Below are 23,288 nucleotides of genomic sequence, written 5' to 3'. Positions count from 1 at the left end.
CCTTTTTCGTTGTGTTGTTAGAGCAGATGTAAGCTATTGCTTAATTATCAAACTCTTCTTTTAGTATCTTCATAACATCTAGAATCGTTTCCTCTTCTAAGTCTGTTCTTCTTACTAAATCTTCTACGTCGTGTTTCAAGATACTTTTCGCAGTATCTAAACCGATTTTTGCAAACTCTTCAATTACCCACTCTTCGATCTCATCTGAGAACTCTGTTAATTCAACATCGTCTTCATCTGCAACAGTACCGGCAACATCTCCTTCACGAATAACATCTAACTCATAACCTGTCAACTGACCAGCTAATTTGATATTGTGACCACCTCTACCAATTGCTTTAGAAACCTCTTCTAATTTCAAGAACACTTCAGCTCGTTTGTTATCTTCATCGATTTTGATTGAAGAAACTTTAGCAGGGCTTAAAGCTCTTGTTATAAATAATTGAATATTGTTTGTATAATTGATTACATCAATATTTTCATTTCCTAATTCGCGAACAATTCCGTGAATACGAGAACCCTTCATTCCCACACAAGCTCCAACTGGATCAATTCTATCATCGTAAGAATCAACAGCTACTTTTGCTTTTTCACCTGGAATACGAACTACGTTTTTAACCGTAATTAAACCATCAAAAACTTCTGGAATTTCTTGCTCAAATAATTTCTCCAAGAACTTTTCTGAGGTTCTAGACATAATAATTTGAGGTTTATTTCCTTTTAATTCAACGCTTTCAATGATTCCACGAACATTATCTCCTTTACGGAAGAAATCTGACGGAATTTGTTTTTCTTTTGGAAGCACAATCTCATTTCCTTCATCATCAACCAAGATAACTACTCTAGGACGTACGTGGTGCACTTCGGCTGTATAAATATCCCCGATAATATCTTTAAACTGTTTGTATAAGTTTGTATTATCGTGTTCGTGAATTTTAGATATAAGATTCTGGCGAAGCGCTAAGATAGCTCTTCTTCCTAAATCAATCAACTTTACTTCTTCAGAAACCTCTTCACCAATTTCAAAATCCGCTTCAATTTTTCTTGCTTCAGTCAATGTAATTTCCTCATTTTCAAAATCAAGATCCTCATCAGCAACAATTACTCTTCTTCTCCAAATTTCCATATCTCCTTTATCAGGGTTTATAATGATATCGAAATTTTCATCTGAACCGTATTTTTTCTTTAATGCATTTCTAAATACGTCCTCTAAAATTGCCATAAGCGTTACACGATCAATAAGTTTATTGTCTTTAAACTCTGAGAATGAATCGATTAATGCTAAATTTTCCATGCGAATTTTTTAATTAAAATTAAAATGTTACCGTAACAACTGCCTCTTTAATTTCTGTATAAGGTATTTGTTGCTCTTTTTGAACTGTTTCTTTTCCTTTTCCTACTTTTTTCGGTTCTCTTGCTTTCCAAGACAAAATTATAAAAACATCATTAGCTTCTACTAATTCTGCTTCTATTTTTTCTGTATTTGTGGTAACAATCAACGTTCTACCAACATTTTTCTTGTATTGTCTTATCATTTTAAGAGGAGTTCCTACTCCAACCGATGCTACTTCTAGCGAAAAATCCTGCTCTTCACGATCCAGATTATTCTCGATTGCACGACTAATGTCAATACAGTCTTGTAGCGCCACTCCATTATCTCCGTCTAAACCAACACTAATTTTAAAAGAATCCGAAACTGCCAAATCAACCAAAAAGACTGATGGTTTTTCCAGAAGAGCTTCCGTAATTAATCCGTTTACTTTTTCTTTAAATGTCATAATTTTATAAAAAGAGGGGACACTTAGTCCCCTCATTATTTAGATTTTAATAAATAACAGTGCAAATATAGTGTTTTTTTTATAAATCAAATAAATAGATTGCTCTAAAATAATTCCGTATCTTTATAATAGCATTAAAACATAGAATTATTCATATTTTTTAACCCTCAAAATCATGAAACGAATTTTAGTACCTACCGACTTCTCAGAACATGCAGAAGACGCTTTAAGAGTTGCCGCTCAAATCGCAAAAAAGAACAATTCTGAACTCATTCTTCTTCACATGCTTGAATTGCCGCAGCAATCAAACGATGCTATAATGGGCGGAACCAGCATCCCCGAAACCATGCTTTTTATGAAGAAAGCAAACGAAACGCTAGACGAAGTTGCTTCTAAAAATTATCTAGAAGGAATTCCGGTAACTGAAATTGTAAAAATGGACAAACCCATACACGGAATAACACAAATAAGTAAAGATTACGATATTGACCTAATTATCATGGGCTCCCACGGCTCTTCTGGTGTTGAAGAACTCTTAATAGGATCCAACACAGAAAAAGTAGTTAGAAACTCAGAAATTCCTGTTTTAGTCATCAAGAAAAATATTCCAAATTTTAATGCTTCTGATATTGTTTTTGCTTCTGATTTTTCTGATGAAGCAAAAAAACCATTCGAAAAACTTTTAAACTTCACAAAGTTATTTGATTCGAAACTGCATTTGGTTACTATTTGCACACCCAACAGCTTCAAACCAACTCACGTAAGCGAAAAAGCAATGGATGATTTTGTAAAAGAATTTAACATCACCAATTACACCACACAAATTTATAATGACACCAATATTGAAAAAGGAATTATAAATTTCTCTAACCGAATAAACGCCGATGTTATCGGAATGTGCACACACGGCAGAACTGGTTTCGCACATTTCTTTAACGGAAGCATTAGCGAAGGCTTGGTTAATCATGCTGTTAAACCCGTTATAACATTAAAAATCTAACACAATTACTTTTCCCCTTAAAGCTTCTCAAACGAGAAGCTTTTTTTTGCAAAAAAAATGAGCTTTTCAACAAAGCACAACTGAGCTTTTCAACAAAACCTCAAATCCATTTAATGCAGAAATTTGTCAAATAAAAATTCATTAAAAACAACAATATGAAAACAATAGACAAAATTTACATTAATGGAGAATTTGTTACTCCGCAAGGAACAGAATATTTTGACCTAATTAGCCCTACGACAAATGAAAAATTAGGAAAAGTCCGTTTAGGAAACACTGAAGACACTCAAAACGCAATTGAAGCAGCCAAAAATGCACTCAAAACTTTTTCAAAAACTACAGCTTCAGAAAGAATTCAGTATCTCAAAAACATAAAATCTGCCATCGAAAAAAGAAAAGATGATTTTATCGATGTAATGACAGAAGAATACGGAGGCACATTTCAGTTTGCTAGCGTAAGCTACGATTATATGCTAAAAAGTTTTGAATCAGCAATCAATCTGCTAAACAATTATGATTTCACCAAAACAATGGGAGAATCCGAAGTTCAAATGACACCTATTGGCGTTGTGGGAATTATCATCCCTTGGAATTCAAGCAACGGATTTATCTGCAGTAAACTATCTACAGCAATTGCTGCCGGATGCACAACCGTAATTAAACCTAGCGAAATGAGCGCACAACAGACACAATTAATACTAGAATGTCTTCACGAAGCAAATCTACCGAAAGGTGTATTTAATATCGTAAATGGATTAGGTGAAGTTGTTGGTGCAGAAATAAGCAGAAATCCAGATATTTCTAAAATATCTTTCACAGGATCAACCAATGTTGGAAAAATAATTGCAAAAGAAGCAGTCAACACCATGAAGAGAGTTACTCTGGAACTTGGCGGAAAATCTCCAAATATCATTCTAGACGATGCCGATTTCTCAAAAGCTATTCCGCTTGCACTTGGAGCAGCGTTTATGAATAGCGGACAGGCTTGCATCGCAGGAACTAGATTACTGATTCCAGAAAACAAACTAGAAGAAACAAAACTTCTAATTAAAGAAATAGCCTCAAACTTTATTGTTGGCAACCCTAAAAATCCAAATACTGCAGTCGGGCCAATGGTTAGTGAAAAACAATACAATCGTGTTCAAGATTATATTCAAATTGGAATCAATGAAGGCGCAGAAATATTAACTGGCGGACTAGGAAAACCAGAAGGACTAGAAAACGGAAATTTTGTTAAACCAACAGTCTTTGTCAATGTAACGAATCAAATGCGAATTGCACGAGAAGAAATATTTGGCCCTGTTCTATCCATTATCACTTACAAAACAGAAGAAGAAGCGATTGAAATCGCCAACGACACAACATACGGATTGCAAGCCTATGTAAGCTCTTCAAATACCGAAAGAGCTCATCGAGTTGCTTCTCAAATTAATGCAGGCCGTGTTCAGATCAACGGAATCGGTCACGATCCAATGGCTCCTTTTGGAGGATTTAAACAATCTGGAATTGGACGTGAATTCGGAACGCTTGGTCTAGAGGCCTACTTAGAGCCACGAGCACTAATTCAGCCAAAATAATCTTCATCAATCTGGAAGTCTTTACACCTAAAGATTTCCAGATTTTAGTATTTTTACAAATATGAGCACAAAACCAAATACAAAACCCAAAATCCTCTACTCGTGCTATTACTCACGCAGTCGAGAGGGCGAACATTTTATACCCGAACATGTTTTCAGTTATCAGATTTCTGGCGAAATGATTGCTTCAGACAGCAAAAACACTTTTCATTCAAAACCTGGAGATTTTCGCTTTAGCAGAAGAAATCATTTGGCAAAGTTCACTAAGATCCCGCCAGAAGGAGGAGAATTTAAAACCATTTCTCTTTTTCTTGATCAGGAAATTTTAAGAGAAATCAGCAAGGAGCACAATTTGAAAGCTGATAAAAAAGCCGATACAGATGCCATGTTTACATTGGCTCCAAATCCACTCTACAAATCCTTCATGGAATCTCTACTGTCTTATCTTGAAGTTGAAGAAGAGAACAACGAAACTTTGTTCAATCTAAAAATCAAAGAAGCGATTCACCTTTTATTAAAAGTAAATCCAGAATTAAAAGACATTTTATTCGATTTTAACGAGCCAGGAAAAATTGACTTAGAAGCATTTATGAACAAAAACTTCCATTTCAATGTTCAAATGCAACGATTCGCTTATCTAACAGGGAGAAGTCTCGCCACATTTAAAAGAGATTTTCAAAAAGTTTTTCAGCAAACGCCTGGAAAATGGCTTTTAAACAAAAGGCTTCAGGAAGCTTATTATTTAATCAGCCAAGGAAGTCCGCCCTCAGAAGTATATATCGGCGTTGGCTTTGAAGATCTTTCGCATTTTTCTTTTTCATTTAAAAAGAAATTCGGAATCGTTCCTTCTTCTTTAAATCATAAATAAGCTTTCACAATAAGCCTCCTCAAAAATACGTCTTTCACAATAAGTTTCCCGTGGTTGAAACCACGGGCTATATTTAAAACAAGACACATAAAGCTTTGAGAACTTTGCCTTCATTATAAAATAGCTTTGCACACTTTACGCATACCTTTGTGCGCTTTGCGCTAAAAAACCTAAATTTAAAGCATAAAAAAAAGCCTCTCATTTCTGAGAGGCTTTTCTGTTGGTCTACTAGGACTCGAACCTAGAAAGACGGCACCAAAAACCGTAGTGTTACCATTACACCATAGACCAGCAGTGCGGTTAAGCGGGTGCAAAATTAAAACTTTATTTAATTTATGCAAATTTTAAAGCAAACTTTTTTAAATAAAAAAAAGTCTCTCATTTCTGAGAGACTTTTCTGTTGGTCTACTAGGACTCGAACCTAGAAAGACGGCACCAAAAACCGTAGTGTTACCATTACACCATAGACCAGCAGTGCTGTAAAGCGAGTGCAAATTTAAGTCTTTATTTAGTTTGTGCAAACTTTTTGGCCAAAAAAAATCATTTTTTTTGATTTTTTTCACATTCAAATCTGCTTCAACTTCAAAAACTCCTCATAGACAATACATTACTTTTCACTTATAGTTTTGTAGAATTTTTTGTTAATGCTCGTTTCTTTACATAAAAAAACATTTTCTTTGTAGGATAGAAAAACATTCAAATTTTTAACACCTAAATATGGCACAATTCAATTTCAATAAATGGAATACAATTATTGGTTGGTTTGCATTTGCAATCGCTTTAATAACTTATACATTAACAGTAGAACCTACAATGAGCTTTTGGGATTGCGGAGAATATATTGCTACCGCAGCCAAACTTGAAGTAGGTCACCCACCAGGGGCTCCACTTTTCCAGATGATGGGTGCATTTTTTGCCATGTTTGCAATAGATGCTCAGCATGTAGCTCTTATGGTTAACATGATGTCTGTTTTCTCTAGCGCATTTACCATATTATTTATGTTTTGGTCATCATCTATGATTTTGAAAAAAATCGTAGGTCGTTTTACTGAAATTGACCAAAACAATTCAATTGTTATTTTAGGAAGCTCTTTTGTTGGCGCTTTAGCTTATACATTTTCTGATAGTTTTTGGTTTAATGCTGTAGAAGCCGAAGTTTATGCAATGGCTTCTTTATTAATTGCTTTGCTTTTCTGGCTTGGTTTACGTTGGGAACAAGACATGGATAAGCCAAAAGGAAACAAATGGCTTTTAATTATTTCATTGGTTATTGGTCTTTCGTTTGGAGTTCACTTTATGGCTCTTTTGACTATTCCTTCTATTGGATTCTTATACTATTTCAAACACTACGAAAAAGTTACTATCAAAAACTTTCTAATTGCCAACGTAGTTGTTATTGGCATCTTATTATTCATTTTCAAATTATTACTTCCATTAACTATGGCATTTTTCGGGAAAACCGAAATTTTCATGGTAAACAGCATGGGACTTCCATTTAACTCAGGAACTATCTTTGTAGCATTATTGTTTGTTGCCTTTTTCTATTTTGGATTAAAATACACTAAACAAAAAGGCTTAATATTCTACAATACCATTATATTATGTATCTTATTCATTCTGATTGGTTTCTCGACTTGGTTAATGCTTCCTGTTCGTGCAAATGCCAATACCGTTATTAATGAAAACAAACCATCAGATGCTACCGAGGTTTTGGCTTACTATAATCGTGAGCAATATGGTGTAAATCCTTTGTTTTACGGACCTCAATACACTGAACTTTTTGCTGGTCTTGATGCTAAAACACCTTATTTAGACAAAAAACCAAACTACGAGAGAGATTATAAAACAGGTAAATACATCATTACCAATAATTATAAAAATGCAGAACAAAATTCTGATGATAACCAGAAAGCAATTCTGCCTAGAATGTGGAGTACAGAAACAGGTCACATTCAAAATTATATCAACTTTACAAATCCTCCAAAGTTCCGAATCAATCCTAATTATAATTATGATGAAGATTTGGCAAAATACGGAATCGATGCAAGCCAATTAAGCGAAGACGAATACAATAAAGCTACAGCTCAATTGCGTAACGAAGTTGAAAAAACAGTTTCTGAGTTTAGAAAAGCTTACGCTCAAAAACAAATTGACAACGAAGGTTACGTAAAATTCTTAAGAAGTTACGGCGAATATCTACTTATTGAAAAACCAACTACAGCTGACAATTTCAGTTTTATGTTTGAATATCAATTTGGATATATGTACTGGAGATATTTGATGTGGAATTTTGTTGGACGCCAAAATGATATTCAAGGCAAATACGATAATTTGGACGGAAACTGGATCAGCGGTATCAAAGCTTTGGATTCTGTGCATTTAGGCTCACAAGACAATCTTCCAACAGATGTTTTAAACAACAAAGGCCGTAACGCTTATTATTTCCTTCCTTTTATTTTAGGATTAATTGGTATTATGTACCACGCAAACAAAGATCTGAAGAGCTTCTATGTTCTTTTGGCTTTATTCTTATTTACAGGAATTGCACTAAAAATATATTTAAATGAAAGACCTTTTGAGCCTCGTGAAAGAGATTATGCTCTTGTAGGTTCATTCTATGTCTTTGCCATCTGGATCGGATTTGGTGTTTACTCACTCTATGAAAGTTTGTACAAATACCTAGCTCCAAAAATTGCTGGACCAGTAATTATTGCCGGAAGTTTATTGGCCGCTCCTGTTTTAATGGCTTCTCAAAACTGGGATGATCATGATAGATCTGGAAAATATACTGCTGTAGCAATGGCAAAAGCTTATTTAAGCTCTTGTGATAAAGACGCAATCTTATTTACAATTGGAGATAATGACACCTTCCCTCTTTGGTACGCGCAGGAAATTGAGCATTTTAGAACCGATGTAAAAATTGTAAATACAAGTTTATTTATGACAGATTGGTATATTGATCAAATGAAAGCGAAGTCTTACGAATCAAATCCGTTGCCTATTTCGTTTGAACATAGCCAATATGTGGGAGATAATTTAGATTACACAGCATACATCCAGAAAATTGACACACGTTGGAATATTAAAGATTTTATCGATTTCATCAAAAATCCTAAATCGACTGTTGGTTTACAAAACGGACAAACAATCCATTTTTATCCAACAAATAAGATTAGAGTGAATGTGGATAAAAACACTATTATTCAAAATAAAGTAGTTAATCCTAAATATTACGATTCTATTGTTCCTTACTTGGACATTGATATTAAAGGAAGCGCATTATACAAAAACCGTTTAATGATGCTTGATATCTTAGCAAACAACAATTGGAAGAGACCAATTTACTTTAGTGGTGGAGCTTTTGATGATGAAGATTATTTATGGCTAAAAGATTATCTGCAATTGGATGGAATGGTGTATAAATTAGTTCCAGTAAAAAATACTCCTTCTAAAGATGGCGGACCATTAGACATGGGACAAATTGATGCTGATAAAATGTACGATATTGTAATGAAATGGGATTGGGGCAATAGCAATGGAAACATTTATCATGACCCTGAAACGAGAAGAAATAGTATTACTTACCGTACCAATCTTTCTAGATTAATGAACCAGCTTATTGCTGAAGGCAAAATTGACAAGGCTAAAAATGTAATCAATTTGGCAATGACCAAAATGCCTTTAGACCAATATGGCTATTATTCATTGGTTGAAGGTTTTGCTGATGGTTATTATAAAGTTGGAGAAAAAGCTAAAGCACAAGATCTTTTAAACAAATTGGTTCAGAAATACAAAGAGAATCTAAACTATTACAGCACGTTGACTCCTTCTGACCAAACTGATCTAGCAGTAGATATTATTACAGATATCGAGCGTTACAGAAGCTTACTGCATGTAATGGATGACAACAAAGACACTGCTTTTTACAACCAGCACAAAACTACATTTAATACTTACGTAAATGTTTTTGAGCGTTTCGGACGTGAAAAAGAGTAAATAATATACGAAAATCTTACTTATTAAAAAAATGCAGCGCTGTTTGATAAATAGCGCTGCATTTTTTAATTTTATACATATAATACAATTTTAATTCAAAATGAGCTTCTATTGGGTAAAAACTAACGCATTTATTAAAAAGGTGTTTTCTAAATATTGCTGGGATATTCCTAACAACGAAAAGAAAATATACTTGACTTTTGATGACGGCCCTACTCCAGAAATTACAGACTGGGTTTTATCTGAATTAAAAAAATTTGATGCGAAAGCTACTTTTTTCTGCATCGGAAAAAACATTAAAGCAAATCTGGCTTTATTTGAAAAGTTAATTACCGACGGACATTCTATTGGCAATCATACCATGAATCATGTGAATGGATGGAAAATCCATACGAATGATTATATTGAAAATGTAAAAAACTGCGCTGCCGTTTTAGATGAGCAAGAGAAAGCTCCTCATCGCCTATTGTTTCGCCCTCCTTACGGAAAAATCAAAAAAGCACAGTCTAAAATTCTTAGAAGTTTAGGATATAAAATAGTAATGTGGGATGTTTTGAGTGCTGATTTTGATCAAAGCATTACTCCAGAAAAATGTCTTGAAAATGTAACCAAAAATGTAAAATCTGGTAGCGTAATTGTTTTTCATGACAGTATTAAAGCTTCTCCAAATTTAAGATTTGCTTTGCCTCGAACACTGCATTTTTTAAAAGAAAATGGATATAAATTTGATATTATTCACTAAATAACATCAACAAAAGAGAAGTTATTTAGACGTTAAATTGTTCCTGAACAATTCCAATTATAGTATTAGCATCAAGCTCTCCAGATTGCCTCCAGATCATTTGTCCTTCTTTGTAAATCATTAAAGTTGGAAGCCCTTTAATACGAAGTGCTTCTGCTAGTTCCTGATTTTTATCTACATCAATTTTGATTACTTTGGCTTTATCGCCAAGCGCAGCAGCTACGTCCTTAATAACAGGATGCATAGAAACTGAAGATTCATTCCAATCTGTGTAAAAATCAATTAACACTGGAACTTGGGCATTTATTAGTTCTCCAAATTTTGACATAAAACCAAAAAATTAAGTTTTTTAAATCTCTTAAAAGAAATAAATATTATACAAATGTAGCATTTTTAACGAATTAACCGACATTACGGCCTTTTTTTAGTTCAATTACTGTTATTTCAGGCATAATTCCTACTCGTCCAGGATACGCATGAAAACCAAATCCGCGGTTAACATAAACGTATCTTCCGACGTTTTCGTACAATCCTGCCCATTGTTTATAAATGTATTGTGCCAAACTCCATTTAAAATATCCCGGAATCTCGATTCCGAACTGCATACCGTGCGTGTGGCCTGCGAAAGTAAGGTGAAAGTTCTTCGGATGGTCTTTGATTTCGGCATCCCAATGGCTTGGATCATGACTCATTAAAACTTTAAAATCGTCCTGATGCACATCTTTTGAAGCTTTATTCAAATCACCTGCTTTCTTAAAATTCACTCCCCAGTTTTCTACACCGACCAAAGCAATTTTATCATCACCTTTTTGAATATAAGTATGTTCGTTCAGCATTAATTTAAAACCAATTTGACCGTACAGGTTTTTAATCGCCTTAAAATTTTCATCTTTTTCTTTTTCAGAAGGCCAAGTCACATATTCACCATAATCGTGATTTCCTAAAACTGCAAACTTCCCATATTTATAATCTTTAATACGGCTAAAAGTTTCCAGCCACGGATGCATTTCTTTTGCATGTGTATTAACAATATCACCCGTAAACAAAATCAAATCTGCTTCTTGTGCGTTGATCAAATCAATAGCATAGTTAATTTTCTCTGGATTATCAAAACTTCCACTGTGCACATCAGAAATTTGTGTGATTTTAAACCCATCAAAAGCATCTGGAAGATCTGGAAAAAATATAGTTTGTTTGATTACCTTGAAATTATATTTCCCTTCAAATATTCCATAAATTATAGACAAAAAAGGAATCGCTGCCAAACCTAATGCAATCTGACTCACAAACTTTCTGCGATCAGGCATCATTTCTTTTCTTGGAGCATTGTAAACAAAATAATTTACAATGCTGGCGCCTATTCTAAAAATATCCTCGCCGAACATTATTAGCGTAAGCACAATTTTTGGCACATATACCGTCAGCATCAAACCTGTAGTAAACATAAATTGTCTAGTCTGACCAACAGAGCGATCTACTTGCGAGAAAGAATAGATAATAAATACTAAGACCAGTAAACTTATAACTTGATAACTAATCAGAACCCAACGTGTTTTGATTAAAGTTCGAAAAGCCTGATATGAATAGAACTCAATAAATAATAAAAGAGCACATAGAATTATAAAACGAAAAATCATTTAATATATAGTTTTAAACAAAGTAACAAAGAATGAAAATTCTATTTCTTTTTATTATAAAAAATTTAACGCTGTAAAACCAAAAAGCTGGAAGATGTCTCTCCCAGCTTCTAACCTACCAACCTTTAAAACTATTTAATCTTAAGACTTAAAATCTTATATTATTTTACTTTTGGAGCTTCTGTTTTTGGAGCTTCTGCTTTTTTCTCTCCTTTAGCTTTTTTGTTTGCTTTTTTATCGTGTTTTTCAGTTTTTACTTCTTTTGTTTGTGCTGGAGTTGTTTGCGCGTTTGCGATTGCAAATGTTCCTAAAACTGCTACTGCTAAAATTGCTAATTTTTTCATGATTCTAAATTTTTATTGATTGTTAATTTATTATTTACAAGTCAAAGATAGAATCGCAAAATGAAGATGAAATGAAGATAAAGTCCTACAAGAAATTTTAACTTTTAATTAGCTTTCTCAAACAGCAAAGTAAAAGTAGTTCCTTGATTTAAAACCGATTTTACCTTGATTTGAATATGATGAAAAGAAGCAATACTTTGTGCAATTGCAAGCCCCAACCCTTGCCCTTCCTGGTCTGAACTGATTCTAGCAAAACGCGTGAATATTTTCTCCAACTGAGATTCGTCCATTCCTATTCCCGAATCTTTTACCGAAATAAAATAGTGCTCATCTGCAAAACCGTCTTCTATAATTATGCCTCCTTTTGGTTTATTGTATTTGATGGCATTAGTTACAAGATTATATATAAGAATATGAACTAAGGTTTTATTTCCTATAAAAACAAAATCATTCTCCATTTCGTTCATGAACTGAATATCTTTGTCCTCAATTCGGTCTTGAAGGTCCTCCTGCAAATCAGAAACAATTTCACGAAGATTAATCTCCTCATTCAATTCATATTGATTATTGTCTATCCTAGAAATCAGCAATAAATTATTGATGATTTTTTTCAGCATATCTAACGTCTTTAGAGAGCCCGCAATTTTATCGACTGCATTATCATCTAAAGATTGATTCTGCAACAAATTTTCAAGTTTGTTTTTGAGCAATGCAATCGGGGTAAGAAGTTCATGTGAAACATTTGAGATAAACTGTTTTTCTTTTTTAAAAACTTCAGTAATTCGATCCATCATTTGGTTCAAAACAAAGTCTAATTCTCTAAAGTCTCTTGAAGTTGCTTTTATCGGAGTATGGTCAAATGTTTCTGGTTCGTTTACACGCCTAATTTTGGTATCAATAATTTTATAAAATGGTTTTAGAAGGTATTCAATATAAAAAGTATCTGCCAAAAAAGTAATCAAGAGAATTATCACAAAAACAATTATAATAAAAAGCTTTATGACAAAAGTCAAATCGTTAACCTCACTCAAACTGCTTCCTATTTCAAGCTGATAATCTACACCATCATATGTAAAATAATGCTGCAGGATTCGATACTCGCTTTCTTCCCCTTCTATTTTTCGGTATTCGTTACTGAACGTCGTTTTTTTCTGATGTGGTTTTATAGAAACTCTAGATAGCACCAAAAACTCGCTATGAAGCGTCGAAAACTCAGAAAACGCGTCAGTTGAATCGTCTGGATTTTCGATGAAATCATTAATTTCTTCTTTATTCAGATGCTCAATAAATTTTTTCTTTTTCTCCAGTAGCGTATTATTGATATGATGATAGACTACATTTTCTACCAAAATAGGAAGCATCAACCATAACACCAAAATGACCAGCAATCTAGTCATGGCATTAAAAATGGCTAATTGATGTTTTATTTTCACAAGAATAAATTTATTCGTTTATACGATAACCCACATTTCTAACAGTTTCAAACCAATCTATCGAAGTATGTTTGTCTAATTTTTTTCGAAGATTTCGAACATGGACATCTATAAAGTTAGAATCTGAATTGACTTCTAGAATATCGCCCCAAATATGCTCGGTCAATTGTAACCTTGTAATAACTCGGTTTTTATTGAGAACTAAATACTGAAAAATATCAAATTCTTTTTTAGTGAGACTTAAGGGAATTTCATCAAAACTCACTTTATAATCTTGAAGTTGCAATAAAAAACCATGAATACTTAAATTGTTTAAAGTGAAACCATGAATCCTGCGAATCACAGCAAACAATCTTGCTCCCAATTCTGTCAAGGCAAAAGGTTTTGTCAAATAATCATCGGCTCCAAGATGAAGTCCGTTAATCCTGTCATCCAATTCTCCGCGCGCTGTAAGGACAATTACTGCAATTTTTGATTTTGTTTTTCGAATCGCCCGCAAAACCTCAAAACCATCACCATCAGGCAAACCAAGATCCAACAGCATGGCATCATAATCATTGCTCCCAAATTCTTCCAATGCATCAGCACAATTATTTGCAATTTTACAGATATAACCTGCATTGCACAGAAAATCGTAAACTTCTACAGCAAGTTCTTTATTATCCTCAACTATTAAAACATTCATAAACAAAGCATTTAAGCACAACTAAAATTAATCAATTATCAAAAATCCAGCTGCACATTATTAAAAAATTAACGAATGAAAAAAAGCTGATAAATTTCTTCATCAGCTTATTCAATCGCATTCTCATAATCATTATTCCTGTTTTGCCTTCGTTACAATGCTTCGAAAACAAAACGAGAGCAATTACTATTTTTTAGCTTTTGCAGTTTCTGCTTTCGGCGCCATTGGTTTTGCAGCTTCTGTTTTTGGAGCTTCCGCTTTTACAGTTTTTGCTTTTTTATCAGATTTGTGTTTAGGATGTTTTGTAGCTTTCACTTCTTTTGCTGGAGCTGTTTTTCCATCTTTTGCAGGAAATGCGTGAACCATTGCACTTGTTCCTAAAACTGCCACTAGTAACATTAATAAATTTCTCATGATTTCTAATATTTATGAATTAATACCTTTTATTTTACAGATCAAAATTACCTTCTGAAAATGAAGCCAAAATGAAGAAATCCCTGAATAAAAAATTTTAACTTGATATTAACGCTTTGAGTTTTTTTACCATATAAGTTATATAAGTTCATTTAAAAACTCTTCACAAATATGTAGACGCACTGCAATGCGTCTCTACAAGTGTGTCTCTACAGGTGCATCTCAGCCAAAATGAATTTATATAGCCTATATGGTAAAAAATTTCTTTTTTGATTAATTTTTGCAACCTCAATTGTTTATTTTTACAGACTAATATTTTTAATATGTCAACTCAAAAACGCCTTTTTCTTCTAGATGCTTATGCATTAATTTTTCGTGGTTATTATGCTTTTATAAAAAACCCGAGAATCAACTCAAAAGGAATGGATACATCTGCAATTATGGGTTTTATGAACTCACTTTTAGATGTTATTAAAAGAGAAAAACCAGATCATTTGGCCGTTGCTTTTGATAAAGGCGGTAGTCATGTAAGGTCAGAAATGTTTGTTGATTACAAAGCGAACAGAGACGAAACTCCAGAAGCAATTAAGATTGCAGTTCCCTATATTCAAGAATTATTAAGAGCCATGCATATTCCGATTATTGAACTTGCAGGTTGCGAAGCCGATGATTTAATTGGAACAATTGCCAAGCAAGCTGAAAAACAGAACTATCAGGTATTTATGGTAACACCCGATAAAGATTTTGCACAATTGGTTTCTGAAAATATCTTTATGTACAAACCAGCTCGAATGGGTAACGGAATCGAAATTTGGGGAGTTCCTGAGGTTTTGGCAAAATTTGAAATAGAAAGACCAGAGCAAGTAATTGATTTTCTTGGAATGATGGGTGATGCTGTCGATAATATTCCTGGATTGCCTGGTGTTGGAGAAGTAACGGCTAAAAAATTCCTAAAAGAGTTTGGCTCTATGGAAAATCTTTTGGCTAATACAGACAAGCTAAAAGGCAAAATGAAAGAGAATATCGAAGCTAATAAAGAAAAAGGTATTCTTTCTAAAAAACTGGCCGCAATTATTACAGATTGCGATGTTACTTTTAATGAAGAAGATTATGAGCTTTCTCGCCCAGATATTGAAAAAACAGATGCTATTTTTCAAGAATTAGAATTCAGAAGAATGGCTGAGCAGTTTGATAATTTATTTAAAGCAGATGGAGCTCAGACTGCTACTACAGCTACAGATGCAAAACCAGCTAAAAAAGCTGCTGCTAAAAATGAAGACCAATTTGATCTTTTTGGAGGTACTGATGCAGAAGAAGATACAGATGCTCCAAGAACTTCTTTCTATAACACTTTAGAAAATACAGAGCATTTTTACCAAATCATTCAAGGCGATTTAGGTATTAAAATGCTTTTACAGAATTTACAAAAACAGACTTCAGTTTGCTTTGATACAGAAACTACAGGAATCGATGCTCTGCACGCAGAATTGGTCGGAATGTCTTTCTCTTATGAAAAAGGAAAAGCATTTTATGTTCCGTTTCCAGAAAATCAGGAAGAAGCAAAAGCTTTGGTAGAAAAATTTGTTCCGTTTTTTGAAAATGAAAATATTGAGAAAATCGGACAAAATTTAAAATACGATTTAAAAATTCTTTCTAATTATGGTGTTACCGTAAAAGGAAAACTTTTTGATACAATGATTGCGCATTATTTGATTAATCCAGATATGCGTCATAATATGGATATTTTAGCAGAAACATATTTGAAATATTCTCCAAAATCAATTGAGACTTTAATTGGTAAAAAAGGAAAAAATCAGCTTAATATGCGTGACGTTCCTTTGGAAGATATTAAAGAATATGCTGCAGAAGATGCCGATATTACGTTACAATTGAAAGAAATCTTCACAACTCAATTAGACAAAACTGAAACCAAAAAGTTATTTGATGAAATCGAAATTCCTTTAGTAAGTGTTTTGGCCGATATGGAAATGGAAGGTATTCGTCTTGATGTTGATTTCTTAAATCAAATGTCGAAAGAAATGGATGTTGAAATCAAATCTTTGGAACAGAAAATTTACGAAACAGCTGGTGAGAAATTCAATTTGGCTTCTCCAAAACAATTAGGAGATATTTTGTTCGACAAACTTAAAATTGGCGGAGCAAAACAAAAGAAAACTAAAACTGGGCAATATGCAACTGGCGAAGAAGTTTTGACTTATTTAGCCAATGATAATCCAATCGTAAAAGATATCTTGGATTGGAGACAAATGGTAAAACTGCAAAGCACTTATATTTTAGCTTTACCAGAACAAGTTGACAAAAAGACCTTACGCGTTCATACCGATTATATGCAGGCAGTTGCTGCAACAGGACGTTTGAGTTCTAATAATCCGAACTTACAGAACATCCCGATTCGTACTGAAAGAGGCCGTCAGATTCGTAAAGCTTTTGTCGCTCGCGATGAAAACCACACTTTGATCTCTGCCGATTACTCTCAAATCGAATTGCGAATTATTGCAGCTCTAAGTGGAGAAGAAAATATGATTAAAGCTTTCCAAAATGGAGAAGACATTCACAGAGCAACCGCTGCAAAGGTTTTTAATGTTGCTCTTGAAGAAGTTTCTCGTGAACAAAGAAGCAATGCAAAAACAGTAAACTTCGGAATTATCTATGGTGTTTCTGCCTTTGGTTTAAGTAGCCAAACTTCACTTTCTAGAAGCGAAAGTGCTGCTTTGATCGATGCATATTACAAAACATATCCACGTCTCAAATCTTATATTTCAGAACAAGTTGAATTTGCTCGTGAAAAAGGTTACGTACAAACTATTTTAGGTCGTCGCCGTTATTTAAAAGACATTAATTCTGCTAATGCTGTTGTAAGAAGTGCAGCAGAACGAAATGCTGTAAATGCGCCAATTCAAGGAAGTGCTGCCGATGTGATCAAAATTGCCATGATCAACATTCATAAAAAACTTCGTGACGAAAACTGGAAATCTAAAATGTTACTTCAAGTGCATGATGAGCTTGTGTTCGATGTTCATAACGACGAACTCGAAAAAATCCAGCCAATGATTAAACACGAAATGGAAAATGCTTTTAAAATGTCGGTTCCTTTAGAGGTTGAACTCGGTTTAGGAAAAGACTGGTTAGAAGCTCACTAAAAAATATTATTCATATTAAAAAAGCCATTCAAATTGAATGGCTTTTTTTAATCACTAAAAGTGACATTGTAAGAATATTACTTTTGCTACATTTACAACTCATAACAACCTTTAAAGATTTAAAAGAAAGTAAAATGAAGAAATATCTCTTATACCTATTTCTGCTTTATTCAACAATTGCAATTTGTCAGAGCAAAATTTATTATCTAGAAGGAACTTTAGGCAAAAGCACTATTTTCATGACTGTTCAGGTCTACAACTCAGATAACGAGAATAATCTCAATGCCGTATATTTCTATAAAAGTTCATTAAAAGATATTAAGCTGGAAGGAAAACTTAAAGACAGCAATAATTTTACTTTCTACTTTAAACCTGGCGATAATATTACTGAGAAATTCTACCTGAAAAAATCGGGCAATAATTTTGATGGATTCTGGTATGATGCTAAAGAAAAACAATTGACTGTTCATCTTGAACCAGTAAATTTTGATAATTACAAATCAAATCTCAAAATTAGATTTGAGGATGAACGTCTTAATCTAGTAAAATATAAATTTCTAGAATTTAAAAAACAGAAAACCACACTTTACAACAATAAAGAATTTGTTTGGTATTCTGAAAAACATTGCGATTCTGATTTTTTTAGATTAGGGAACAATTTTTCTGAAAAAAACAAGGCTTTGATTAATCCGATCTTAGAAAGCATACATATTGAAAATACATTATCTCAGCTTAATTGCGCCTCTAGTTTTGAATACAGCCAAGGAAAAGGCATTGAAGGAAATACAACAATTAACTTTCTAAATAATGATTTATTAGGTTTTCAAGTTTCGATGTTTTGGGACTGCGGAGGAGCTCATCCAGATTTCGGAAGCAGCGGTTATCTTATTGATTTAAACAACGGAAAACAATATGGAATTGATGATATTCTAGCTTTTGACAAAAGCGTAACTGGTGACAAAGAGAATAATTTTGATGCTTTTTCAAAATACAGAAGCACTTATTTTGCACCAAAATTACTGGCTGTAATTAACTCTCAGGAACATTTTGAAAAACCAAAAAATGAAGATGATTATTGTGATTATACCAATGAAGAATATTGGGATTTTCCTTCTTGGAATTACACAGAAAAAGGAATTGAATTTACTCCTATTTTTTATAGAGCAGCAAGATCTTGTGAAGAATCTTTTTTAGTTCCTTTTGAGAAATTGAAGAAATACAAAAATCCAAAATTCTTATATAACCTTAAATAGAAATGATTGACAATTTTAAACCTCCCATAAAAACAAGAACAACGCAACAGTTATTAGACATTGTAGGATCTCCTAAAAAATGGAATCGCGATGCAGCTTATCTTGCCAAATATGAATTATCCAATAGAAATGTAGATACTTCAGAAATAGATAAAGCTATAAAATTGTCTGAACTAAAAGAAGAAGAGGAAAGATTAAGAAAAGCAAACAAAAGCTATCAAATTACAGATTTTCTACTTAAACCCAAAAGCACTTTATTTGAATTATTATTTACATGGGAATTAAAAAAGGACGGTTATACCTTAAAAGCAAAACAACAAAAAACTTTTAGAATTACTCTTATTTCCGTAATTATATTTGTTTATCTAATAAAATACATTCAAGAAAGCCTATAATAAAAAAACCATCAGCGAAAACTGATGGTTTTTTTATTATTTTTTTCGAGTAGATTCTCGTTCTTTCAATTTAGTCTTGATGACAATTGTTTCGTATTCTGAAACTGTTCCTTCTGGTTCTTCTAATCTTTCGATTAATCTTTTCGCAGCAACTTCTCCAATTTCAACACCATGCTGACTTACTGTAGTCAAACTTGGTGACAAACGTCTTGAAGCTAAAATTCCGTCTGCAAAACCAATAATCGAAATATCTTCTGGAACTTTGTATCCTTTTTTCAAACTTACTCGTAATGCTGCAACCGAATCATTTTCGTCCAAAGCAAAAATTCCATCAATTTTATTGTCAAAAATTGCATCAATTTTACTTTTCATATCTTCTTCAGAATCGGTACGAAGGATGATTTTTTCGTTTACCGGAATATTATTGTCTTTTAAAGCTTTCAAATATCCGTCAGCTCTTAATTTTCCAACGCTCAAATTATCCACAGAAGATATTAAAGCAATATTTTTACATCCAAGATTAATTAAATGTTGTGTCGAATTTAATGCAGAATCGAAATCATCTACAACAACTTTGTCACAATCTACTTCATCAGCAATACGATCAAACATCACGATTGGTGTTCCGTCGTTAATTATTTCAGAAAAATGATTATAATCTTGAAGTTTTTGAGCTTCTTCAGAAACCGAAAGAATAAATCCGTCAATGGTTCCGTTACTCAACATTTCAAGTGTATGAATTTCCTTTTCTAAAGATTCGTTAGAAATACAAGTAATTACATTATATCCTTTCTTATCGGCAACTTTCTCAATACCGCTAAAAACTTTCGCGAAGAAAGAATTTAGAATATTAGGAATAATCACTCCTATCGTTTTGGTTTTACGATTTTTTAAATTTAGACCAATAACATTCGGCTTATAATTTTTGAGTTTGGCATACTCCTTAATCTTAACCTTCGTTTGCTCACTAATTTCTGGACTGTCATTCAATGCTTTAGACACTGTTGACACAGAAACTCCTAGTTCTTTCGCAATTTGTTTTAGAGTTGCTTTAGCTTTCATCTATAAAAGTTTATGTAATTAATACAAATATAGTAGAATTACCGAAAATAAAACAAAAAACAACCATTTGTCTTTCAAATTATGCCACGTATTCGAAAAAAATCTATAAAAGAAGATTTTTCTGAAACCGCATCTCCTAAAATTTCGTTAATAATTAAATACCAAACAACTATGGCCAATGTTGTTAACCTAATAAAAAACTTGATTATGAAAAACGAAGTTAAAATTCATGAAGTTGACCCTTCACTGAATAGCAGAAGGAGCTTTCTTAAGCTCAGTGGATTAACATTAGTTACCACAGGTTTGGTTCTTGCTGGCTGCAGCGATAATGACGATAACAACAATATGGAGGACACATCTTTGCCAGGAGTCAGAAATGGCGTTTTTGACCTAGGCTCAGGTGACTTTGGCGTTCTCACTTACGCTTACGCTCTAGAGCAGCTAGAAGCGGACTTTTATACTAAGGTTGTAAATTCTACAAGCTTTAATACTGTATTTAATGACACTGAGCGTCAAGTTTTGACCGACTTATATCATCATGAAGTAGTTCACAGAGATTTTTTCAAAGCAGCTTTGACTGGCGCACTTCCCGATCCTAGTTCTCAATTGCTTCCGACTTTGTCTTTTACATATGGCTCTTTAAATTTTAATAGCCGTAACGAAGTTTTAGCTACTGCAAAAGCTCTTGAAGACACAGGTGTTGCTGCTTACAATGGAGCTGGAAAATTAATTAAAACTGCAGATTACTTATTATTAGCAGGGAAAATTGTTTCCGTTGAAGCCAGACATGCATCAGCAATAAGAAGTTTGATCAACCCAAATTCTAAAGATTTTGCTGGAGACGATATCGTAAATATGTCAACCGGTTTAGATGACGCAAAAGATCCCTCTAAAATCCTGCCGATTGCTGCTGGTTTTATTACCACAAAATTTACAGCTAAATACTTGCCTTAATCTTAACCAGTAAAACTTAGAAATTATGAACATTTTAAAATTTATAGAATCCTTTACTGATGACAATTTAATGAACAGTACTGGTTCCCGCAGAGATAGTTTTTCGCAGTTTGGAAATATTGGAAAAAATTTAGCCTTAGCATCAATTCCTTTCGGATTATCGGCTCTTACCAATAAAGCTTTCGCAAAAGACATCACAGCAACTCCGGCAACTCCTATTGGAGCTTTACAATTCGCCCTGACCTTAGAGTATCTTGAAAACGAATTTTACGCAATGGCTTTAGATTCTGGGGTAATTCCAGCTTCTGAAAATGGCGGACGCGATTTAAAAGTATTCCAACAGATTGCGGATCATGAATCTGATCATGTCAAATTTTTAATTGCAGGCCTAGGCGGTACCGCAAGCCCGAACTTTGTTCCTAAACCAACTTTTGACTTTACTGTGGGTGGAGCATTTGATCCTTTTCACGATTATCCAACATTTTTAGCTTTGGCACAAGCTTTTGAAGATACAGGAGTTAGAGCATATAAAGGGCAAGCCGCAAATTTGATAACGACACCCGATTTATTGACTGCTGCATTGCAGATTCATTCTGTTGAAGCTCGTCATGCTTCTGAAGTTAGAAGACTAAGAGGCTTAAAAGGATGGATTTCTAATGCCGAAAGAGGCGCTGGCATGCCGGCAGCAACACAGGCAGTTTATGATGGCGAAGGCGTAACCATGCAAGCTGGGTTTAATACTGCCGCCGCTTTTGGAGCTGCAGCAGGCTCAGAAGCTTATGATGAGCCACTTACAACACAACAAGTGGTTGATATTGCCAATATATTTATTGTATAATTACTTTTTTCTCTAAATATTTAACCGTCTTGACATTATTGTGAAGACGGTTTTTTTATTCATTAATCAATTAAAAAACTGAGTACCTGATTTTCAGCAGATAAAATATTCTTTCAGGTATTTGGTTTTAAAATAATTAATTGTACTTTTGCATCCCCTTTATTGGGGATGGAATGTTTAATTAAAATAATATTATGGACGCATTAAGCTACAAAACAGTTTCAGCAAGTAAAGCCACTGTAACTAAAGAGTGGATTGTTGTTGACGCTGAAGGTCATAACTTAGGACGTCTTGCTTCTAAAGTTGCAATGATTTTAAGAGGTAAGTACAAGCCAAGTTACACACCGCACGTTGACTGTGGAGATAACGTAATTGTTATCAACTCAGAAAAAATTAACCTTACAGGTACAAAAATGAATGACAAAATTTACATGCGTCATACAGGTTACCCAGGAGGACAAAGAACTTTAACTGCTAAAGTATTGCAAGCTAAAAATCCAGCTGCATTAGTAGAAAAAGCTGTAAAAGGTATGTTACCTAAAAACAAATTAGGTGCTGAACTTTTTAGAAATCTAAATGTTGTTGTAGGATCTGAGCACAAACACGGAGCTCAAAAACCTAGAACTGTTAACCTAAATGATCTTAAGTAATGGGAGTTATTCACAAAATCGGTAGAAGAAAAACCGCTGTTGCACGTGTATACGTTTCTGAAGGAACTGGAAACATCACTGTAAACAAAAAAGAATTCGCAACTTACTTTCCAACTGCAACTTTACAATACAAAGTTTTACAACCGCTTTCTATGACAGAAAACGCTAGTAACTTTGACGTAAAAGTAAACGTTTACGGAGGTGGTACAACTGGTCAAGCAGAAGCTGTAAGAATGGCATTAGCACGCGTAATGTGTGAAGTTAACGCTGAAAACAGAGCTATCCTTAAACCAGAAGGTTTATTAACAAGAGACCCAAGAATGGTTGAACGTAAGAAATTCGGTCAGAAGAAAGCTCGTAAGAGATTCCAATTCTCTAAACGTTAATATTACCTGTCTTGTTCAGATGGGACAAGACATTATCAATTATTTATTGAAATTAAAAAACACAGTTATTGTTGCTCTCCTATCGAGGTAGGATATAGTTTAGCATCTAAATGTA

21 protein-coding genes and 2 tRNA genes are annotated in these 23,288 nt (G+C 33.6%); 12 read left to right on the top strand and 11 right to left on the bottom strand.

Annotated elements, in window-relative coordinates; genetic code table 11:
* Positions 1-40: 40 nt before the first annotated feature.
* Both nusA and rimP read right to left on the bottom strand, forming a co-directional pair.
* Positions 41-1,294, bottom strand: a complete 1,254-nt coding sequence (nusA, locus tag DMA14_RS19660; protein ID WP_095927936.1) for a transcription termination factor NusA — start codon at positions 1,292-1,294, stop codon at positions 41-43.
* A 19-nt stretch (positions 1,295-1,313) separates the two neighbouring features.
* Complete coding sequence (gene rimP, locus DMA14_RS19655; protein ID WP_162536295.1) at positions 1,314-1,778, bottom strand: ribosome assembly cofactor RimP; 465 nt, start codon at positions 1,776-1,778, stop codon at positions 1,314-1,316.
* Between the two features lie 175 nt (positions 1,779-1,953).
* On the opposite strand from rimP, the gene DMA14_RS19650 reads away from it, so the two are divergent.
* The 3 genes from DMA14_RS19650 (at position 1,954) to DMA14_RS19640 (ending at position 5,223) form a co-directional block, all read left to right on the top strand.
* Positions 1,954-2,778 (top strand): universal stress protein, encoded by an 825-nt coding sequence (locus DMA14_RS19650; protein ID WP_111426220.1) that lies wholly within the window; start codon positions 1,954-1,956, stop codon positions 2,776-2,778.
* Between the two features lie 155 nt (positions 2,779-2,933).
* Positions 2,934-4,355, top strand: a complete 1,422-nt coding sequence (locus DMA14_RS19645; protein ID WP_111426219.1) for an aldehyde dehydrogenase family protein — start codon at positions 2,934-2,936, stop codon at positions 4,353-4,355.
* A gap of 61 nt (positions 4,356-4,416) precedes the next feature.
* Entirely contained in the window at positions 4,417-5,223 is an 807-nt protein-coding gene (locus tag DMA14_RS19640; protein WP_111426218.1) for a helix-turn-helix domain-containing protein, read from the top strand.
* Positions 5,224-5,443: 220 nt separating this feature from the next.
* Here DMA14_RS19640 and DMA14_RS19635 read toward each other — a convergent pair.
* Together DMA14_RS19635 and DMA14_RS19630 are read right to left on the bottom strand one after the other, a co-directional pair.
* Positions 5,444-5,514, bottom strand: a tRNA-Gln gene (locus DMA14_RS19635).
* Between the two features lie 109 nt (positions 5,515-5,623).
* Positions 5,624-5,694 (bottom strand) — tRNA-Gln (locus tag DMA14_RS19630).
* A gap of 246 nt (positions 5,695-5,940) precedes the next feature.
* Between DMA14_RS19630 and DMA14_RS19625 the strand changes: the two genes are divergently transcribed.
* A complete protein-coding gene (locus DMA14_RS19625) occupies positions 5,941-9,219 on the top strand; it encodes a glycosyltransferase family 117 protein (protein WP_111426217.1) in 3,279 nt (1,092 codons plus the stop codon).
* A gap of 100 nt (positions 9,220-9,319) precedes the next feature.
* Positions 9,320-9,961, top strand: a complete 642-nt coding sequence (locus tag DMA14_RS19620) for a polysaccharide deacetylase family protein (RefSeq protein WP_111379249.1) — start codon at positions 9,320-9,322, stop codon at positions 9,959-9,961.
* Positions 9,962-9,986: 25 nt separating this feature from the next.
* Here DMA14_RS19620 and DMA14_RS19615 read toward each other — a convergent pair whose 3' ends face one another.
* The 6 genes from DMA14_RS19615 to DMA14_RS19590 form a co-directional block, all read right to left on the bottom strand.
* On the bottom strand, positions 9,987-10,289 hold the full coding sequence (locus DMA14_RS19615; RefSeq protein WP_008466807.1) for a thioredoxin family protein: 303 nt from the start codon (positions 10,287-10,289) through the stop codon (positions 9,987-9,989).
* Between the two features lie 73 nt (positions 10,290-10,362).
* Positions 10,363-11,598 carry a metallophosphoesterase gene (locus DMA14_RS19610; protein WP_111426216.1) on the bottom strand — a complete coding sequence of 412 codons (1,236 nt, stop codon included), beginning with the start codon at positions 11,596-11,598 and terminating at the stop codon, positions 10,363-10,365.
* A 161-nt stretch (positions 11,599-11,759) separates the two neighbouring features.
* Positions 11,760-11,942 carry a hypothetical protein gene (locus DMA14_RS19605; protein WP_111426215.1) on the bottom strand — a complete coding sequence of 61 codons (183 nt, stop codon included), beginning with the start codon at positions 11,940-11,942 and terminating at the stop codon, positions 11,760-11,762.
* A 104-nt stretch (positions 11,943-12,046) separates the two neighbouring features.
* Positions 12,047-13,375: a sensor histidine kinase gene (locus DMA14_RS19600; protein ID WP_238990009.1), complete on the bottom strand. Its 1,329-nt coding sequence runs from the start codon at positions 13,373-13,375 to the stop codon at positions 12,047-12,049.
* A gap of 10 nt (positions 13,376-13,385) precedes the next feature.
* The gene (locus DMA14_RS19595) at positions 13,386-14,060 is read right to left on the bottom strand and encodes a response regulator transcription factor (RefSeq protein WP_111426213.1); all 675 of its coding nucleotides are present in this window, start codon (positions 14,058-14,060) and stop codon (positions 13,386-13,388) included.
* A 186-nt stretch (positions 14,061-14,246) separates the two neighbouring features.
* Positions 14,247-14,474 carry a hypothetical protein gene (locus tag DMA14_RS19590; RefSeq protein ID WP_111426212.1) on the bottom strand — a complete coding sequence of 76 codons (228 nt, stop codon included), beginning with the start codon at positions 14,472-14,474 and terminating at the stop codon, positions 14,247-14,249.
* 323 nt (positions 14,475-14,797) lie between these two features.
* On the opposite strand from DMA14_RS19590, the gene polA reads away from it, so the two are divergent.
* From polA to DMA14_RS19575, 3 genes are all read left to right on the top strand, one after another.
* The gene (gene polA / locus DMA14_RS19585; protein ID WP_111426211.1) at positions 14,798-17,635 is read left to right on the top strand and encodes a DNA polymerase I; all 2,838 of its coding nucleotides are present in this window, start codon (positions 14,798-14,800) and stop codon (positions 17,633-17,635) included.
* 134 nt (positions 17,636-17,769) lie between these two features.
* Positions 17,770-18,888 carry a hypothetical protein gene (locus tag DMA14_RS19580; protein ID WP_111426210.1) on the top strand — a complete coding sequence of 373 codons (1,119 nt, stop codon included), beginning with the start codon at positions 17,770-17,772 and terminating at the stop codon, positions 18,886-18,888.
* 2 nt (positions 18,889-18,890) lie between these two features.
* Positions 18,891-19,283 (top strand): hypothetical protein, encoded by a 393-nt coding sequence (locus tag DMA14_RS19575; protein WP_111426209.1) that lies wholly within the window; start codon positions 18,891-18,893, stop codon positions 19,281-19,283.
* A gap of 36 nt (positions 19,284-19,319) precedes the next feature.
* Here DMA14_RS19575 and DMA14_RS19570 read toward each other — a convergent pair whose 3' ends face one another.
* Positions 19,320-20,345: a LacI family DNA-binding transcriptional regulator gene (locus DMA14_RS19570; protein WP_111426208.1), complete on the bottom strand. Its 1,026-nt coding sequence runs from the start codon at positions 20,343-20,345 to the stop codon at positions 19,320-19,322.
* A 207-nt stretch (positions 20,346-20,552) separates the two neighbouring features.
* Here DMA14_RS19570 and DMA14_RS19565 point away from each other — a divergent pair, with 207 nt between their 5' ends.
* The 4 genes from DMA14_RS19565 (at position 20,553) to rpsI (ending at position 23,173) form a co-directional block, all read left to right on the top strand.
* The gene (locus DMA14_RS19565) at positions 20,553-21,299 is read left to right on the top strand and encodes a ferritin-like domain-containing protein (RefSeq protein ID WP_111426252.1); all 747 of its coding nucleotides are present in this window, start codon (positions 20,553-20,555) and stop codon (positions 21,297-21,299) included.
* A 25-nt stretch (positions 21,300-21,324) separates the two neighbouring features.
* Positions 21,325-22,137 carry a ferritin-like domain-containing protein gene (locus DMA14_RS19560; RefSeq protein WP_111426207.1) on the top strand — a complete coding sequence of 271 codons (813 nt, stop codon included), beginning with the start codon at positions 21,325-21,327 and terminating at the stop codon, positions 22,135-22,137.
* 194 nt (positions 22,138-22,331) lie between these two features.
* Positions 22,332-22,787, top strand: a complete 456-nt coding sequence (rplM, locus tag DMA14_RS19555) for a 50S ribosomal protein L13 (RefSeq protein ID WP_008466793.1) — start codon at positions 22,332-22,334, stop codon at positions 22,785-22,787.
* Entirely contained in the window at positions 22,787-23,173 is a 387-nt protein-coding gene (gene rpsI, locus DMA14_RS19550; RefSeq protein WP_008466792.1) for a 30S ribosomal protein S9, read from the top strand. Before rplM ends, rpsI begins: the two co-directional genes overlap by 1 nt.
* Positions 23,174-23,288: the final 115 nt, after the last annotated feature.

This window comes from Flavobacterium sharifuzzamanii (assembly GCF_003254585.1).
GTDB classification, from domain to species: Bacteria; Bacteroidota; Bacteroidia; order Flavobacteriales; family Flavobacteriaceae; genus Flavobacterium; species Flavobacterium sharifuzzamanii.
The sequence above is the reverse complement of the archived record's forward strand: the minus strand, read 5'-3'. Positions and strand labels throughout refer to the sequence as shown.

Bases quoted from the DNA above. Each gene is read 5' to 3' on its own strand.
- nusA (WP_095927936.1), bottom strand. From the start codon at position 1,294: ATGGAAAATTTAGCATTAATCGATTCATTCTCAGAGTTTAAAGACAAT.
- rimP (WP_162536295.1), bottom strand. From the start codon at position 1,778: ATGACATTTAAAGAAAAAGTAAACGGATTAATTACGGAAGCTCTTCTG.
- DMA14_RS19650 (WP_111426220.1), top strand. From the start codon at position 1,954: ATGAAACGAATTTTAGTACCTACCGACTTCTCAGAACATGCAGAAGAC.
- DMA14_RS19645 (WP_111426219.1), top strand. From the start codon at position 2,934: ATGAAAACAATAGACAAAATTTACATTAATGGAGAATTTGTTACTCCG.
- DMA14_RS19640 (WP_111426218.1), top strand. From the start codon at position 4,417: ATGAGCACAAAACCAAATACAAAACCCAAAATCCTCTACTCGTGCTAT.
- DMA14_RS19625 (WP_111426217.1), top strand. From the start codon at position 5,941: ATGGCACAATTCAATTTCAATAAATGGAATACAATTATTGGTTGGTTT.
- DMA14_RS19620 (WP_111379249.1), top strand. From the start codon at position 9,320: ATGAGCTTCTATTGGGTAAAAACTAACGCATTTATTAAAAAGGTGTTT.
- DMA14_RS19615 (WP_008466807.1), bottom strand. From the start codon at position 10,289: ATGTCAAAATTTGGAGAACTAATAAATGCCCAAGTTCCAGTGTTAATT.
- DMA14_RS19610 (WP_111426216.1), bottom strand. From the start codon at position 11,598: ATGATTTTTCGTTTTATAATTCTATGTGCTCTTTTATTATTTATTGAG.
- DMA14_RS19605 (WP_111426215.1), bottom strand. From the start codon at position 11,942: ATGAAAAAATTAGCAATTTTAGCAGTAGCAGTTTTAGGAACATTTGCA.
- DMA14_RS19595 (WP_111426213.1), bottom strand. From the start codon at position 14,060: ATGAATGTTTTAATAGTTGAGGATAATAAAGAACTTGCTGTAGAAGTT.
- DMA14_RS19590 (WP_111426212.1), bottom strand. From the start codon at position 14,474: ATGAGAAATTTATTAATGTTACTAGTGGCAGTTTTAGGAACAAGTGCA.
- polA (WP_111426211.1), top strand. From the start codon at position 14,798: ATGTCAACTCAAAAACGCCTTTTTCTTCTAGATGCTTATGCATTAATT.
- DMA14_RS19580 (WP_111426210.1), top strand. From the start codon at position 17,770: ATGAAGAAATATCTCTTATACCTATTTCTGCTTTATTCAACAATTGCA.
- DMA14_RS19575 (WP_111426209.1), top strand. From the start codon at position 18,891: ATGATTGACAATTTTAAACCTCCCATAAAAACAAGAACAACGCAACAG.
- DMA14_RS19570 (WP_111426208.1), bottom strand. From the start codon at position 20,345: ATGAAAGCTAAAGCAACTCTAAAACAAATTGCGAAAGAACTAGGAGTT.
- DMA14_RS19565 (WP_111426252.1), top strand. From the start codon at position 20,553: ATGAAAAACGAAGTTAAAATTCATGAAGTTGACCCTTCACTGAATAGC.
- DMA14_RS19560 (WP_111426207.1), top strand. From the start codon at position 21,325: ATGAACATTTTAAAATTTATAGAATCCTTTACTGATGACAATTTAATG.
- rplM (WP_008466793.1), top strand. From the start codon at position 22,332: ATGGACGCATTAAGCTACAAAACAGTTTCAGCAAGTAAAGCCACTGTA.
- rpsI (WP_008466792.1), top strand. From the start codon at position 22,787: ATGGGAGTTATTCACAAAATCGGTAGAAGAAAAACCGCTGTTGCACGT.